Consider the following 16,856-nt stretch of genomic DNA (forward strand, 5'->3'; position numbering starts at 1 on the left):
GTACAAAGAAGGGCCGCTTCGCGACCCAACGGGGGCAAGCCCCCTCGCCACAATTAATCGAATCGACTCCATTGCGGGATACCGATGAAACGCTACGAAAAATTCGCCGACGACATCGCAGAACTGATCCGCTCCGGCGTCCTCGGCCCGGGCCAGCGGGTGCCGTCGGTGCGTTACGCAAGCCAGACCTACGGCGTCAGCCCGTCGACGGTGTTCCAGGCCTATTACCTGCTGGAACGTCGCGGCCTGATCCGCGCCCGTCCGCGCTCCGGCTATTTCGTCAACGCCCACGCCCCCCGTCCGTTTTCCGAGCCAGTGATCAGCAGCCAGGTCAATGAGTCCACCGAAGTCGACGTCAGTGAACTGGTGTTCTCGGTGCTTGACTCGATCAAGGACCCGAACACCGTGCCCTTCGGCTCGGCGTTTCCCAGCCCGACGTTGTTTCCCCTGCAACGCTTGTCCCGCTCCCTGGCCAGCGCCAGCCGCGAGATGGACCCGCGCATGGTGGTCACCGACATGTCGCCGGGCAACCCGCAACTGCGCCGGCAAATCGCCCTGCGCTACATGGTCGGCGGACTGATGTTGCCCATGGAAGAACTGCTGATCACCAATGGCGCGCTGGAAGCGCTCAACCTGTGCCTGCAAGCGGTGACCCAACCCGGAGATCTGGTGGCTATCGAAGCCCCGGCGTTCTACGCCTGCCTGCAAGTGCTCGAACGCCTGAAACTCAAGGCAGTGGAAATCCCCGTGCACCCGCGCGATGGCATCGACCTCGGCGTGCTCGAGCAAACCCTGGAGCGCTATCCGATCAAAGCCTGCTGGTGCATGACCAGCTTCCAGAACCCCATGGGCGCGACCGTGCCCGAGGCCAAGAAACAGCAGCTAGTGGAGTTGTTGCGCCGCCACCAGGTGCCGCTGATCGAAGACGATGTCTACGCCGAACTGTATTACGGCCAACAAGCACCGAAACCGGCCAAGGCCTTTGATACCGAAGGCCTGGTGATGCATTGCGGCTCGTTCGCCAAGAGCCTGGCCCCCGGCTACCGCATCGGCTGGGTCGCCGCCGGGCGTTATGCGCAGAAAATCGAACGACTGAAACTCATGACCTCGCTGTGCGCGTCGATGCCGGCCCAGGCGGCAATCGCCGATTATCTGCAACACGGCGGCTACGACCGGCACCTGCGTAAATTGCGTCACGCTCTGGAGGATCAACAGAGTGCCATGCTCGCCGCCATCGCCCGCTATTTCCCGGCGCAGACGCGGGTCAGCCAACCGGCGGGCGGGTACTTTTTGTGGCTGGAATTGCCGGAGCAGATGGATTCGTTGAAGTTGTTTCAGATGGCGTTGGCGCAAGGCATCAGCATTGCACCGGGGCCGATCTTTTCGCCGGCGCAGCGGTTCAGGAATTGTATTCGGCTGAACTATGGGAGCCCGTGGGATGAGGTTGCGGAGAAGGCGATGGAGACGTTGGGGCGGATTGTGCGGTCGTTTTGAAAGTAAACACTGTTTTGAGGACACAATAGCAACCCGTGCTGTTAGAAAAAACTGCTACATAAGTAACCAGGATCGCGCCCTAGCTACTGAACCAATTTCGGAAATGAATGCCATGATCGTGTCAGCGTTTTTAAGGGCCACACGAGTTCTAAAAGCCTGCTCATCCCTAAACCTCTTAAATGACGCGTCCCATGCTGATCCGTCTTCTAAATCACTAAATCCGGCCAACTTAATTAAATTACCCGCCCCGAAAATAAAAATCACCAATTCTATATTACCCCCCACCCCGTCCATGTAAGGCCTTACATATCGATCATACATTTCTTTCCTTTGACTCTCTTCAATAAAGCCAATGCTTTTAAAATCCGCATCAAAATAGTAAAAATCCTCACTACCAAAAACCGTTGATATATGTGTCAGCTCGTGACCAATAGTATGGGCAAGTTCAGAAGAGCCATAACGTCCTCCATCCTTAAACAAAGTAGAGTTTATGTATATTTTTTGCCCTTTATCCTGACCATGACTGAGCACAAAACCAGCTGCATGTTCATACTCCCCTCTTCCGATAAATGCCACTATCCTTTCTCTATCTTCCTGAACAGCCTCAAGTTCAGAAAGCATAGCTTTACTTCCCGCCACCAGGTAGCTCATATCATCCGAATTAATCGACCCAAAAAACCTCTTAACAACATCTGAATCAACATTAACTTCATTATTCTCCATTTCACCCACTGCATAATACACAACTTGGTGCAGCTCAAACAAAGCAGCATTCACAGCCAAGTAAGTGGAATTTAAGTATTGCCTTATGTTATCCATACCTCGCTGCTGAATTAATTGGTGGACCCCATTACGCCGCTCAAGCGGATAACCTTTAGCAATCGCAGAGATTGAAATATGGCCATGATTATCCTTAAATGAAATAGCACTATTTCCCACAAACCGATAAAAATTCAACCCATCCACATCCCCCGCCGGATCCGGATTCAACCACCGCTGCAACCACGGCGCGTAATACCGCGCCCCATAGTAATAAAGCCCTGTTGCATCGCGCTCCTTGCCTGAATAACGAATGGTCTTGTAGCTGCTTTCCACCTCATGCCGCCCGGCCAGCCACGCCGTGCCGCCGTAGGGGTAATACACTTCCTGGCTGATCACCTGCGCCTGGGCATCCACCTCAAAGGCACTCGACCCCAGGTGGTCGTCGAAGCAATAACGCAACTGGTCGTTGTCCAGCTCCGCTGGTGGCGGGCTGTCCCAGTGCAACAGGCGTACAGTGCAGCGGCCGGCCTGAATACTGAGCACCTGCAGCTGCTCCCCCGTAGCGCTGTTGCTGTGCAGTTCGATGCCCGGCAGATAACGTACCTCGGCGGTGTGGGCGATGGATTTTGCCGCCGCCACGCGAGCCTTTCGCACTCGCATACCTTCGGTGTCGTAGACATAAAGCTCCAAATCGTCAGCTCCATCGACCCGCTCGACCTGCGTGACTCTGGCCAGTTGATTACGGGCATTCCACTGCAACCGTTGTCCCGGTTGGAGTTCGAGTAGATTACCCCGCGCGTCAAAAGATTCATCAATACCAATCAATCCTGAGTGAACCTTGACGCTGCGATTACTCAGCGCTGCGACCTGCATGGTCAAGGTGTCGTCCACCGCGCCATGGTGAATACGCTGCAACAGATTGCCCGCTGCATCGTAAAGATAAGTTTCGCTGTAGTTGCTCCAGCGGCTGGCATCCGGTGGGCCGAAGGGCTGCCATCCCGGCAGTGCCGGCCCGAGTGAGGGGCTGGCACTTTCCCAACCGGTCGCGCTGATCAATTGGTATAGCGTGTCATAGGTGAACCGTCGCACGGGTTCGATACGCTGGTTGGCAAAATGCTGAATGGGTAAGGCGGCGTCGGTGATTTCGGTGATGTTGCCGACGGGGTCATACCGGTAAGTGAGCTTCTGCAAAAAGCTCTGATCCGGGCCTTGTGTGGCCAGTAGCATCAAATGCCCATTGGCTGGGTCATACGCGCTGGTGGTGTGCATACCGTTGCCGGCGAGTTCCTGTTCCACCTGGCCGGATGCGCTGTAGTGGATGCCACTGACCAGCATGTCGACGCTGATTTGCCCGGAGCGTTGCAGCCCTGCTGAGCGCAACTGACCGGCGCGATCATGCGCAAAATGCTGGGTATGGCCTTTGGCGTCGGTTTGGGTCATCAGATCGCCGGACGGTGCGTAGGTCCACGACGACTGCGCGCCTGCGCCCGGCTCCAGCAGACTGTCGCGATCAGCTACCGGGGTGGGCCAGTCGACTGCGTCGAAAGCTTTCAGGAAACGCCTACTCTCACGCAGCACCACCGCTGACAGCCCATAGTCTGCTATCAAACGACTGCCTGCCGGGTCGTCCTGTCGGGTGGGTTGGCCACAGAGGTTGTGCCGGGCATGATCGTCCGACATTCCCCCAAATGTCATTCGTTCGACGCAGCGTTCGGGTTCCCCCGAACCTTGTTCGTGCACTGAGACAGGCCGTAACAATAGGTCATGCTCGGTGCGACGATGCCAGCCACGTTGGTCCCATGCTTCAAGCGCCTGCCCCGCAGCACCCGGCAATCCGAGCTGCCAACCGGCATCGACGCTGTCGCTGCAAAGAGCTTGCTCCGTCAGACTATGAATCGTGGTCAGATTTGCCGGCACCGAGGCATCGCCCTGGCTCAAGGCAAACAACCGTGGATCGCGCTGTTGAATGAGCCGCCCCAGCGGATCGAAAACCTGATGCGTCACTCGCGAAGTGAGCGGCTCGTCCGCTGCTTGTCGAATGTACGCCACCGCACGAACGGGTAAACCGCGTGGGTCAACGACACTGATGGATGGCGTATGCGCGTTCAAGTCGAGGCGTCCCTTTTAAGACTACCGCGAATCTAGGCACATCCATGACTGGCGTCTACTGTCAGGAATGACAGTAGACGGCGCGCGAACTCTGCTTAGCGACCACCACCGAGATCGACAAACGTCCCCGTCGCATACGAAGCCTTGTCTGACAACAACCAGACAATCGCCTCCGCCACTTCATCCGGACGCCCGCCCCGGGCCATCGGAATCGCCGATTCCAGCTTGCTGACCCGATCCGGGTCACCGCTCAAGGCATGGAAATCGGTATAGATGAAGCCGGGGCGCACGGCGTTGACCCGAATCCCCTCACCCGCCACTTCCTTGGACAAGCCTATGGTGAAGGTGTCCAGCGCGCCTTTGGAGGCCGCGTAGTCGACGTATTCGTTGGGCGATCCCAAACGCGAGGCGACCGACGATACGTTGACGATGCTGCCGCCCTGCCCGCCGTGCTTGGGCGACATGCGCAGGATCGCGTGCTTGGCACAGAGGATCGGCGCCAGGACGTTGGTTTTCATGATTTTGAGAATGCGGAACTCGGACATCTCGTCGACCCGGGACTTTTGCCCGACGGTGCCGGCGTTGTTCACCAGCGCGGTGACCCGGCCCAGTTCACTGTCTACCCGATTGAACAGCGCGATCACTTCGTCTTCGATGCTGACGTCGGCCCGTACTGCAATGGCTTGCGCGCCGAGGGCGCGGACTTGCTCCAGCACGCCGAGTGCAGCCTTTTCGTCAGCCTGGTAGTTGATGCAGATCCGATAGCCCTGCGCGGCGGCCAACAGCGCGGTGGCGGCACCAATGCCGCGGCTACCGCCGGTGATGACGATGACTTTGTCCATGCGAGCTTTCCCCCAATCAAAGCTTAAGCGGTCGGGGGCTAGAATAACCGCCATTGGCGGTTTTTGCATGGCTTCACGTCAGCTGTCATGTCATCGACATCTCGCGCTCGGCACTGGCCTTCAGCTGCTCGACCAATTGCTCCCCGCGATGGATTTCCACCATGAAACCTGCAGCCGGCAGAGGATACCCCAGCAGGTAACCCTGCAATGAATCGCAACCGAGCTGCGTCAGGAAGTCCTGCTGCACACCCGTCTCCACCCCTTCGGCGACGATGCGCAGCCCCAGCGCCTGGCCGAGGGCGACAATGGCCGAGACGATGGCGGCGTCATCGCTGTCGTGCTCCAGGTCGCGGACAAAACCGCGGTCGATCTTCAGTTCGTTGGCCGGCAGGCGCTTGAGGTACATCAAACTCGAATAGCCAGTACCAAAATCGTCGATGGACAGGTCGACGCCCATTTCCGACAGCTCCTGCAGCACCGTCATGCTCGCATCGGCATCGCTCATGGCCGTGGTCTCGGTGATTTCCAGGGTCAGGCTGTTGGCCGGCAGATGGTGCGTCGCCAGGGCCTTGGCGACGCTCTGGACCAACCCGGAATGACAGAACTGGATGGCTGAAAGGTTCACCGCGATGCGCCAATCGGTGTAGCCGAGCACGTACCACTCGCGCATCTGACGGCACGCTTCGTTGAGCACCCACTCGCCAATCGGAATGATCAGCCCGGTTTTTTCCGCCAGTTCGATGAACTTGTCTGGCAACAGCATCCCTTGCGTCGGGTGCTCCCAGCGTAACAAGGCCTCGGCGCCCACAGGCCGGCCATTGGCGGCGTCGAACTTGGGTTGGTAATACAGGCTGAATTCCTGATGTTCCACGGCATTGCGCAGGTCCTGCAGTAATTGCAGCTGTTTGCGGGCGTTAGTGTTCATCGAGACATCGAAAAAGCTGTAGCCGTTTTTACCCGCGCCCTTGGCGTGATACATCGCCGCGTCGGCGTTCATCAGCAATTCGTGGGCGGACTGCCCGTTACCCGGGTAGAGCGCGATGCCGACGCTGGCGGAAATGTGCAAATCATGTTCGGCAACCCGGAACGCACGCGCGATCAACCCGACCTGATGGGCCGCGAGGTTCAAGGCGTCGATCTGTTCGCTCAATTGCACCAGCAACACGAACTCATCGCCGCCGATACGCGCCAGGGTGTCCGGGCTGCGCAAGTCTTCGCGCAGGCGCACGGCCACTTCACGCAACAGCAGGTCACCCATATGGTGGCCAAAGGCATCGTTGACCGGTTTGAAGCCGTCCAGGTCGATGAACATCAGGGCAAAGCACCCCCCTTCTTCCCGGACCCGCGACATGGCCTGATCAATTCGATCGGCGAGCAACGTCCGGTTCGGCAACCCGGTGAGGGTGTCGTGCAGGGCCAGTTGGGTCAGTTCACGGTTGGCCTCGGTCAGCGACTCGGCCAGGCTCGCGGTGCGAGCTTCCAGGCGAGCATCGAGGATCGAGGTCAGCAAGGCAATGCTCAGCACCGCCAGCGTGGTGATCAGCACCAGTTTGTCCAGGCCATTGCCGCTCAATCCATTGACCGTCGCCCCGCAAAAACTGCCATCGGCAAAGCGTGCGGCAGCCATCCCGGTGTAGTGCATGCCGACGATGGCGATGCCCATGATCACGGCGGCGCCGCCACGGATCAGACGGACATAAGGCGTGTGCTGGCGCAGGCGGAATGCGATCCACAATGCCGCGCCCGAAGCACCGACAGCGATCAGCAGCGAGGCGCCGAACAGCGTCGGGTCGTAGTCGATGCCCGGTTGCATGCGCATGGCAGCCATGCCGGTGTAGTGCATCGCGCTGATGCCGGCGCCCATGACCAGCGCGCCAAAGGCCAGTTGCCAGGCCGGCAATTGCGGTTGGCTGACCAGCCACAGCGCAAAGCCGCTGGAGAGCACGCCGATCAGCAGCGACAACAGGGTGATCGTGCCGTCGTAGCCCAGGTCGATCGGCAACTTGAACGCGAGCATGCCGATAAAGTGCATCGACCAGATGCCGATACCCATGGCAAAGGCCCCGCCCGCGGTCCACAAATGCACGGCGCCGCCTTTGGCGGTGGCAATGCGTCCGGTCAGGTCGAGTGCGGTGTAGGAGGCGAGAATCGCTACACAGAGCGAAATGATGACCAGGGTGGGAGAATAGCTGCCGATGAGCATGGAGACTTCTCGCGAACGCCCCCCTTGTTAATGGCTTTTATTCTCGGGTAGGGGCAAATGCGGCGATTGTACTGATTCCAAATGAGAACGCACCCACAAAATGAGCAAAGGGCCATCAGTCCGATGAAACGCTTGTTTTAAGGTTTTACATGAGGCTGGGATTACCGTGCCAGACACATTGCGTCAATGGCCAATGCACTCATTGTGGCGAGGGAGCTTGCTCCCGTTGGGCTGCGGAGCGGCCCCGAAACCTGTCACCGAAATCATTCAGAAGGATCACGGTCGCAAGTTTTGCGACCGCTTCGCGCTCGAGCGGGAGCAAGCTCCCTCGCCACAGGCAAGCCTCCTCACCACAGACAAGTCACTCTGCGTACAAATGCATTACTGGCTTTCACTCACCTGAAGCTGCCCATCCCAGCCACCTCCCAACGCGGCAATCAACTGCACGCTGGCTAACAAGCGGCTTTGCAACAGGTCCAGGTTACTGCGCTCATTGCTTAGCGCCGCGGCCTGGGTCACCACCACATCGATGTACGCGATCAACCCGGCCTTGTACTGGTTCTGGGTCAGGCGCAACGATTCCCGGGCGGCGTCCAGTGCCTGTTGGCGCACGACGGCTTCGTCCTGAAGCACCTTGAGTTGCACCAGGAAGTTTTCCACCTCGCGGAATCCGTCCAGCACGGTCTGGCGATACCTGGCCACCGTTTCGTCATAGGCCGCTTCACTGCGATCGACTTCCGCCGAGCGCTGGCCGCCGTCGAACAGGGTCATGGCCAATTGCGGTCCGACCGACCAGAAGCGGTTCGGCAGGCTGATCCAGTTGGAATAGGTGCTGCTGCTGTAGCCGCCGTTCATGTTCAATGTCAGGTCGGGGTAATAGGCGGCCTTGGCCACGCCGATGTTGGCGTTGGCGGCCATCACCGAGCGCTCGGCCGAAGCGATGTCCGGGCGACGCTCCAGCAACTGCGAAGGCAGTGCCAGCGGTACTTGCGGCAACTGCGGGATGTCCTGGCTTTCCGCCAGGCTGAACTGCGCCGGCGGCAGGCCGATCAGCACGGCGATGGCGTTCTCGAACTGGGCGCGTTGCCAGATCAGGTCGACCATATCGGCTTCGGTGCCTTTGAGCTGTGTCTGGGCCTGGGCCACCGCGTCCTTGCCCGATACGCCTGCGCGGTACTGGTTCTCGGTCATCTTCAATGAACGCTGATAGGCCTCGACCGTGTCCTGGAGCAAGCGCTTCTGGCCATCGATCACCCGCAGTTGCAGGTAATTTTGCACCAGCTCCGACTGTTGACTCAGGCGCATGGCCGCCAGATCGGCAAAGCTTGCCTGGGCATTGGCGGTGTCGGCTTCGAGGCCACGGCGCAGCTTGCCCCATACGTCCGCTTCCCAACTGACGCCCGCCTGGGCCGAGTACGTGTCGCGAATACCGCTGGACGAACTGCTCAGGCTGGAGTTGCTGCTGCCGGTGCCCTGGCTTGAACGGTTCTTGCTGACGTTCAGGTCCACCGTCGGGAAAAACGCCCCGCGTGCGCTGCGCACCAAGGCCTGGGCCTGGCGGTACTGCGCTTCGGACTGGGCGACGGTCTGGTTGGCGTTGTTGAGTTTTTCGATCAGGTCGTTGAGCTGCCGGTCGCCATACAACTCCCACCACGCACCACGCGCCAGGGCATCGCTCGGGTTGGCCTGACGCCAGCCCTCTGCTGCCTTGTACTGCGCAGGTTCCGCGGTTTGCGGGCGCTGGTAATCCGGGCCGACGGCGCAGGCACTGAGCATCGCCACGCACAGTGACAGGCTCAACACACGCGAGCCTCGAGCCGTGATCAGTGGTGCAGCCAGGTTGAAAAGCGAACGTTCAGTCATAGCGGAGTTTCCAGAGCAGCATCGGTACGCACCCCACGCCATTTATTGAAGCGATGGCGCAGTTTGTCGAGATAGAGGTAAACCACCGGGGTGGTATAAAGCGTCAGCACCTGGCTGAAGATCAGCCCGCCGATGATGGTCAGGCCCAGCGGCTGGCGCATTTCCGCCCCTTCGGCGCGGCTCAGCAGCAACGGCAAGGCACCGAGGATCGCCGCCAGGGTGGTCATCAGAATAGGTCGCAAACGTTGCAGGCAAGCGCTGCGGATCGATTCCAGCGGGGCCATGCCTTGGTTTCGTTCCAGCTGCAACGCCAGGTCGATCATCAGGATGGCGTTTTTCTTCACCACGCCGATCAGCAGAAACAGCCCCAGCAACGAAATCAGGCTGAACTCGCCGCCCAGCACATAGATCGACAGCAACGCCCCGACGCCGGCAGACGGCAAGGTGGAGAGGATCGTCAGCGGGTGAATGTAGCTTTCATACAACACACCCAATACCAGATACACCGCCACCAGTGCCCCCAGAATCATCCACGGCTGACTTTTTTGAGTCGCCGCGAAAGCGTTGGCTGTGCCGGCCATTTTCGCGATCACGTCTTCCGGCAGGCCGACCTTGGCAATCGCTCGTTCAATGGCGGCACTGCCCTGCTCCACCGTCACGCCTTCGGCCATGTCGAAGGCAATGCTTTCTGAAGCAAACTGGCCTTCGTGGCTGACCCGGTCGTTTTCGAGGCTGTTTTCGTAATGGGCAATGGTCGACAGCGGGATCCGCGCGCCATCAGCGGTGATCACCTGGACTTGCTTCAGGGTGATCGGGTCCTGGGCGTACTTCGGATTGACCTCCATCACCACCTGATACTGGTTGAGGCTGTCGTAGATGGTCGAAATCTGCCGCTGGCTGTAGGCGTTGTTCAGCACCGCCGTGACCATGTCCATGTCGACACCCAGGCGCTTGGCCTGGTCACGGTCGACGATCAGGGTCACTTGCCGGGCGCCCCGGCCTTCCCGCGCATCGATCGCCGTCAGCTCCGGCAAGGCCCTAAGCGCGGTGACAACTTTCGGATACCACTGGCGCAACGCCCCCAGATCCCCGCTTTGCAGGATGTACGAGTATTGCGAGGTGGTCTGCTCGCGACCGCCACCGAATTGCAGGTCCTGGTCTGCCATCAGCATCAGTTGCGCACCGGGAACCTTGGGCATCTCCTTGCGCAGGCGTTCGATGACTTTCTGCGCGGAAATATTACGTTCCTTGATCGGCTTCAGGCGCACCAGCATGAAGGCGTTGTTGGTGCCGTTGTTGCCGCCAATGAAGCCGGCGACGCTTTCTACCGCCTCGTCCTTCAACACCGCGCGGCGGAAAATCTCCATCTTCGGCTGCATCACACTGAAGGACAGGCCGTCGTCGCCGCGCACGAAACCGATCAGCTGGCCGGTATCCTGCTGCGGTAAAAATGTTTTAGGAACAACTACATACAGCGCGATATTAACGCCGATTGTAACGAACAGACTGAGTAGGGTCAGGCGTTTGTGGCGCAGCACCCAGTCGAGGCTGGTGGCGTATTTGCCGACCATCCAGTCATTGGCCCGCCGGCTCCAGCGTTGCAGGCGGTTCTCCTGCCCCGGCGTGTGTGGCTTGAGCCAGCGGGCGCAGAGCATCGGGGTCAGCGTCAACGACACCACCAGCGAAACCACGATGGCCGCCGCCAGGGTGATGGAGAATTCGCGGAACAGGCTTTCAATGATCCCGCCCATGAACAGGATCGACAGGAACACCGCCACCAGCGACACGTTCATCGATAACAAAGTAAAGCCGACTTCCTGGGCACCCAGGTACGCGGCCCGCATCGGCCGCACCCCTTCGTCGATGTGCCGGGAAATGTTCTCCAGTACCACGATGGCATCGTCCACCACCAGCCCGGTGGCCAGGATCAGCGCCATCAGCGACAGGTTGTTCAGCGAAAAGCCGTAGAGGTACATCACGGCAAAGGTACCGACCAGCGACACCGGCACCGCCAGGGTCGGGATCAGCGAAGCGCGGAAGTTGCCGAGGAACAGGAACACCACCAGGATCACCAGCGCCACAGCGATCAGCAGGGTCATTTCCGCCTCGTGCAGCGTGGCCTTGATCACCGGCGAGCGGTCCATGGCCAGGTTCAGCTTGACGCTGGCCGGCAGCACCGCCTGCAACGCCGGCAACTGCGCCTTGATCTCTTTGACTGTCTCGATGATGTTGGCGCCGGCCTGCCGGTTGATCACCAGCAGCACCGCCGCGTCGTCGTTGAAGAAACCGCTGTTGTAGCGGTCCTCGACGCCATCGCTGACCTTGGCCACGTCCTTCAGGCGCAGGGCCGCGCCGCCGTTGTAGTGGATGATCAGCGACTCGTAGTCCTTGGCTTTTTCCAGCTGGTCGTTGGCCTGGACCTGCCACAGCCGCTGATCGTCTTCCACCGAGCCCTTGGGCCGGCGCACGTTGGCATTGGCGATGGTGTTGCGCACATCGTCCAGGGCCACGCCGTACTGGTTCAGCGACTGCGGTTCGAGCTCGATACGTACCGCCGGCAGCGAACTGCCGCCGATCTGCACTTCACCGACACCCTGCACCTGGGACAGGCTCTGGGACAGGATCGTCGAGGCTAGGTCATAGAGCTGGCCTTTTTCCAGCACATCGGACGTCAGCGACAGCACCATGATCGGCGCCTGGGACGGGTTGACCTTCTTGTAGGTCGGCATGCTGCGCATCCCGCTCGGCAGCAGGGTGCGTGAGGCGTTGATGGCCGCCTGCACTTCCCGCGCCGCGCCGTTGATGTCGCGGTCCAGGTCGAATTGCAGGATCACCCGGGTCGAACCCTGGCTGGAGCGACTGCTCATGGTGTTGACCCCGGCAATGCTGCCGAAGGAGCGTTCCAGCGGTGTGGCCACCGTCGACGCCATCACCTCGGGGCTGGCCCCGGGCAGGCTGGCCTGGACCACGATCACCGGAAAGTCCATTTGCGGCAGCGGCGACACGGGCAGCAAACCGAAGCTCACGCCGCCCAGCAGCATGATCGCCAGGCTCAGCAACATGGTCGCCACCGGGCGCTTGATGAAAGGTCCCGAAAGGTTCATGGCTGCTCTACCGCTTCCACGGACTCAGGCTTGCGGCCCCAGCGCCGACCGAGACGATCGAAATACAGGTAAATCACAGGCGTAGTGAACAACGTCAGAATCTGGCTCAGCAACAGGCCGCCGACCATCACCAGACCCAGTGGCTGGCGCAGTTCCGCGCCGGAACCGGTGGCCAGCATCAACGGTACGGCACCGAACAGCGCGGCCAGGGTGGTCATCAGGATCGGCCGGAAACGCAGCAAGGCCGCCTGATAGATCGCCGTCTGCGGGTCCATGCCCTGGTTGCGCTCGGCGTCGAGGGCGAAGTCGATCATCATGATCGCGTTTTTCTTCACGATGCCGATCAGCAGAATGATGCCGATGATCGCGATCATGCCCAGGTCGTTGCCGCTGAGGATCAACGCCAGCAAGGCGCCCACCGCCGCCGACGGCAAGGTCGAGAGAATGGTGATCGGGTGGATGTAGCTCTCGTAGAGCACGCCCAGCACGATGTACATGGTCACCACCGCCGCCAGGATCAGCAGCAAGGTGCTCGACAACGACGCCTGGAAAGCTTCGGCCGCGCCCTGGAACTGGGTCTGTACGCCAATCGGCATGCCGATGTCCTTCTGCACCTGCTCGATGAGCTCGACCGCATGCCCCAACGCCACGCCGGGCGCCAGGTTGAAGGACATCATCACCGCCGGGAACTGGCCGATATGGGTGATTGCCAGTTGCGCCTGGCGCTCTTCGATATGCGCCAGGCTGGACAGGCGCACCTGCCCGCCATCGGTGGTCTTGACGTGAATCTGGTTCAACGCATCCGGGCCGATCTTCTCGCCGGACTGCGATTGCAGCACCACGCGGTACTGACTGGCCTGGGTGTAGATCGTGGAAATCTGCCGCTGACCGAAGGCGTCGTACAGCGCATCGGTGATGTTCGACACCGATACACCGACCCGCGACGCCGCATCGCGGTCGATCACCAGGTAGACCTGCAAGCCCTTGTCCTGCAAATCGCTGGCGACGTCGGTCAATTCCGGCCGGTCGGCCAAGGCCTCCACCAGACGCCCGCTCCACAGGCTGAGCAACTCCGAATCCGGCGACGACATGCTGAACTGGTACTGTGTGCGGCTGACCCGGTCTTCGATGGTCAGGTCCTGCACCGGCTGCATGAACAGGCGGATGCCGACCAGTTTGTCCAGCTCCGGTTGCAGGCGGGCAATCACTTGCGTGGCGCTCAGGTCGCGGTTGTGGTGCGACTTGAGGTTGATCAGCAACCGACCGCTGTTGAGGGTCGAGTTGTCGCCATCCACGCCAATATAAGAGGACAGGCTCTCGACCGCCGGGTCGGCCAGGATGACCTTGGCCAGTTCCTGCTGGCGCTCGCTCATGGCGGTGAAGGAAATCGATTGCGGCGCTTCGGAAATGCCCTGGATAACGCCGGTGTCCTGTACCGGGAAGAAACCCTTGGGCACCACCATGTACAGGAATACCGTCAGCGCCAAAGTGCCAATGGCCACCATCAAGGTCAGTGGCTGGTGCTTGAGCACCCACTGCAACTTGCGTCCGTAGGCGGCAATCATCCAGTCGATGAACGCGCCGCTGGCACGGTAGAAGCGGCCCTGCTCTGCTTCCTTGGGTTCACGCTTGAGCAACCGCGCGCACATCATCGGCGTCAGGGTCAGGGAAACTACCAGGGAAATCAGGATCGCCACCGCCAGCGTAATGGCAAATTCGCGGAATAGCCGCCCGACCACGTCCGCCATGAACAGCAGCGGGATCAGCACGGCGATCAGCGACAACGTCAGGGAGATCAGGGTGAAACCGATCTGCTTGGCGCCCTTGAGCGCCGCGTTCAGCGGGCTGTCGCCCTCCTCGATAAAGCGCGCAATGTTCTCCAGCATGACGATCGCATCGTCCACCACGAAACCGGTGGCGATGGTCAGGGCCATCAGGGTCAGGTTGTTCACCGAGAAGCCTGCCAGGTACATCACGCCGAACGTACCGATCAGCGACAGCGGCACGGCCACCGACGGAATGATCGTGGCGCTGGCGCGACGCAGGAACAGGAAGGTGACCATGACCACCAGGGCGATGGCGATCAGCAATTCGTGCTGCACGTCCTTGACCGAGGCGCGGATGGTCTGGGTACGGTCGGTCAGCACCACCACGTCGAGGCCGGCCGGCAGGTTGTCGGTGATGCTCGGTAGCAGGGCCTTGATCCGGTCCACCACCTCGATCACGTTGGCGCCGGGCTGACGCTGGATGTTCAGCAGCACGGACTGGTTCTCGTTGGCCCACGCGGCCAGACGCTCGTTCTCGGCGCCGTCGACGATTTCCGCCACGTCCTTGAGCCGCAACGGTGCGCCATTGGCGTAGGCCAGGATCAGGTTGGCGTAGTCCTTGGGCGACGTCAGTTGATCGTTTGCATCGAGCATCGAGACCCGGGTCGGTCCGTCGAAGTTACCCTTGGGCTGGTTGACGTTGGAGGCGCCGATCAGAGTGCGCACATCTGACAGGTTCAAACCATTGGCGGCCAGCGCTTCCGGATTGACCTTGATCCGCACAGCCTGGCGTTGACCGCCGGCAATGCTGACCATGCCGACGCCGCTGATCTGGGCAATCTTCTGCGCCATGCGCGTATCGACCAGATCGTTGAGCTTGGGCAGCAGCATGGTCTTGGAGGTGATGGCCAGGGTCAGCACCGGCGTATCGGCCGGGTTGACCTTGTTGTACACCGGCGGTGCCGGCAGGTCCTTGGGCAACAGGTTGGTCGCGGCGTTGATTGCCGCCTGCACTTGTTGCTCGGCCACGTCCATGTTGATGTCGAGGCTGAAACGCAGGGTCAGCACCGACGCGCCGCCGGAACTGGTGGAGGCCATTTGCGTCAGGCCGGGCATCTGCCCGAACTGCCGTTCAAGCGGTGCCGTCACCGCGCTGGTCATGACATCCGGGCTGGCGCCGGGGTACAGGGTCATGACGCGAATGGTCGGGTAATCGACCTGGGGCAGCGCCGAAACCGGCAGCAACCGATAGGCGATGACGCCGGCCAGGATAATCGCCAGCATGCTCAGCGTGGTGGCTACCGGGCGAAGGATGAACAGCCGCGAGAGATTCATGCGCCGCCCTTTTTCGCCTTGTCGGTGGTCGCAGGCTCAGCCGCGTTGGTCGCCGACTTGCCTTGCAGGTGTTCGGTTGGCGTGGTCGGCACGTCCTGGCTGTCGTTGACCACCTCCACGTCGCTGCCGTCCTTCAGGCGGTCGGTGCCCTCCAGCACGACCCGCTCGCCCGCCGACAGGCCTTCGGTGACCACGGTGTTCACGCCGTCGCTGGCGCCGACTTTCAACTGACGGATCTTGACCTTCTTGTCACCGTCCAGGACATAGGCGAACGTGCCGTTGGTGCCGAACTGGATCGCGGCGGAAGGCGCCAGTACTACGTCTTTGAGGGTGTCGGCCAACAGGCGCACATTGACGAACTGGTTGGGGAACAGCGACTGATCGCGGTTCTCGTAACGAGCCTTGAATTTCAGGGTGCCAGTGGTGACGTCGATCTGGTTGTCCAGGCTCTGCAGCACGCCAGTGGCTTGCAATTTGGTATCACCGCGATCCCAGGCTTCAGCCGGTAGCTTGGCGCCGCTGCGATAACGGGCGAGTACGGTGTCGAGGCTGTTTTCCGGGAGGGTGAAGGCCACGCTGATCGGTTGGGTCTGGGTGATGATCGCCAATGCCGTGGTGTCGTTGGCTGCTACCAGGTTGCCGACGTCCAGTTGACGCAGGCCGACGCGACCGGTGATCGGTGCGCGGATCCGGGTGAATTCGAGATTGAGCTTGGCGTCGTTGACCGCCGCCTGATTGGTCTTGACCGTGCCCTGGAACTGACCGACCAGCGCTTCGGCGGTGTCCAGGGTCTGCTTGGCAATACTGTCTTCGCGGTACAGGCCGCGATAGCGCTCGACGTCGACCTGAGCGTTTTTCAGCTGCGCCTGATTTTGCAGCAAGGTGCCCTCGGCCTGAAGCAAGGCATTCTGGTACGGGCGCGGATCGATTTCGGCCAGCAGGTCGCCGGCCTTGACCATCTGCCCTTCTTCGAAATAGATCTTGACCAGTTCACCACCGACGCGGCTGCGCACATTGATGGTGTTCAGCGCCGTGACCGTGCCCAGCGCCTTGAAATACAGCGGGAAATCCCCCTTGACCGCCGGCGCCACACGCACTGGTACCGGCCCGGACGCGCCACCGAATCCAGGGCGCATCCCGCCCGACCTGCCGGTTTGCCCGGCGACGGCTTTCTGCCCCGCAGCCTCTTTGGGTGCAGCGCTGCCGGGCCAGAATTTCCAGCACAGGCCAGCGATGACCAACAGGACAAGCAGGCCGAACAGCCAGCGACGAGGACTACGGGAAGCGGAGGATTGCATTGAGTGATCAACCATTGGGCGCGTGGGCTTTTTTACATGAGGCTGAACGATAAGCACTGGCGGGTTTTAAGCAAAGCGCC

The 16,856-nt window shown here is 60.6% G+C and carries 8 protein-coding genes; 1 reads left to right on the plus strand and 7 read right to left on the minus strand.

Going from position 1 to position 16,856, the window contains the following annotated elements:
- The first annotated feature begins 84 nt into the window (after positions 1 to 84).
- Positions 85 to 1,494, plus strand: coding sequence for a GntR family transcriptional regulator MpaR (gene mapR, locus KGA85_RS30640; protein WP_223461068.1), 1,410 nt, complete (start codon positions 85 to 87; stop codon positions 1,492 to 1,494).
- 54 nt (positions 1,495 to 1,548) lie between these two features.
- Here the strand turns inward: mapR and KGA85_RS30645 are convergent, their stop codons facing one another.
- The 7 genes from KGA85_RS30645 to KGA85_RS30675 form a co-directional block, all read right to left on the minus strand.
- On the minus strand, positions 1,549 to 4,365 hold the full coding sequence (locus KGA85_RS30645) for an RHS repeat-associated core domain-containing protein (protein WP_223461065.1): 2,817 nt from the start codon (positions 4,363 to 4,365) through the stop codon (positions 1,549 to 1,551).
- Positions 4,366 to 4,460: 95 nt separating this feature from the next.
- The gene (locus tag KGA85_RS30650; protein ID WP_223461064.1) at positions 4,461 to 5,207 is read right to left on the minus strand and encodes an SDR family oxidoreductase; all 747 of its coding nucleotides are present in this window, start codon (positions 5,205 to 5,207) and stop codon (positions 4,461 to 4,463) included.
- A gap of 85 nt (positions 5,208 to 5,292) precedes the next feature.
- On the minus strand, positions 5,293 to 7,410 hold the full coding sequence (locus KGA85_RS30655) for a putative bifunctional diguanylate cyclase/phosphodiesterase (protein ID WP_223543630.1): 2,118 nt from the start codon (positions 7,408 to 7,410) through the stop codon (positions 5,293 to 5,295).
- Positions 7,411 to 7,791: 381 nt separating this feature from the next.
- Positions 7,792 to 9,273, minus strand: coding sequence for an efflux transporter outer membrane subunit (locus KGA85_RS30660; protein ID WP_223532049.1), 1,482 nt, complete (start codon positions 9,271 to 9,273; stop codon positions 7,792 to 7,794).
- Positions 9,270 to 12,377, minus strand: coding sequence for an efflux RND transporter permease subunit (locus KGA85_RS30665; RefSeq protein WP_223534007.1), 3,108 nt, complete (start codon positions 12,375 to 12,377; stop codon positions 9,270 to 9,272). The genes KGA85_RS30660 and KGA85_RS30665 overlap by 4 nt, the downstream gene beginning before the upstream one ends.
- Positions 12,374 to 15,478: an MdtB/MuxB family multidrug efflux RND transporter permease subunit gene (locus KGA85_RS30670; RefSeq protein ID WP_223543631.1), complete on the minus strand. Its 3,105-nt coding sequence runs from the start codon at positions 15,476 to 15,478 to the stop codon at positions 12,374 to 12,376. Before KGA85_RS30670 ends, KGA85_RS30665 begins: the two co-directional genes overlap by 4 nt.
- Positions 15,475 to 16,791 (minus strand): MdtA/MuxA family multidrug efflux RND transporter periplasmic adaptor subunit, encoded by a 1,317-nt coding sequence (locus tag KGA85_RS30675; RefSeq protein WP_223543632.1) that lies wholly within the window; start codon positions 16,789 to 16,791, stop codon positions 15,475 to 15,477. Before KGA85_RS30675 ends, KGA85_RS30670 begins: the two co-directional genes overlap by 4 nt.
- Positions 16,792 to 16,856 lie beyond the last annotated feature (65 nt).

The organism is Pseudomonas sp. GL-B-12 (genome assembly GCF_019955895.1).
Classification (GTDB): domain Bacteria; phylum Pseudomonadota; class Gammaproteobacteria; order Pseudomonadales; family Pseudomonadaceae; genus Aquipseudomonas.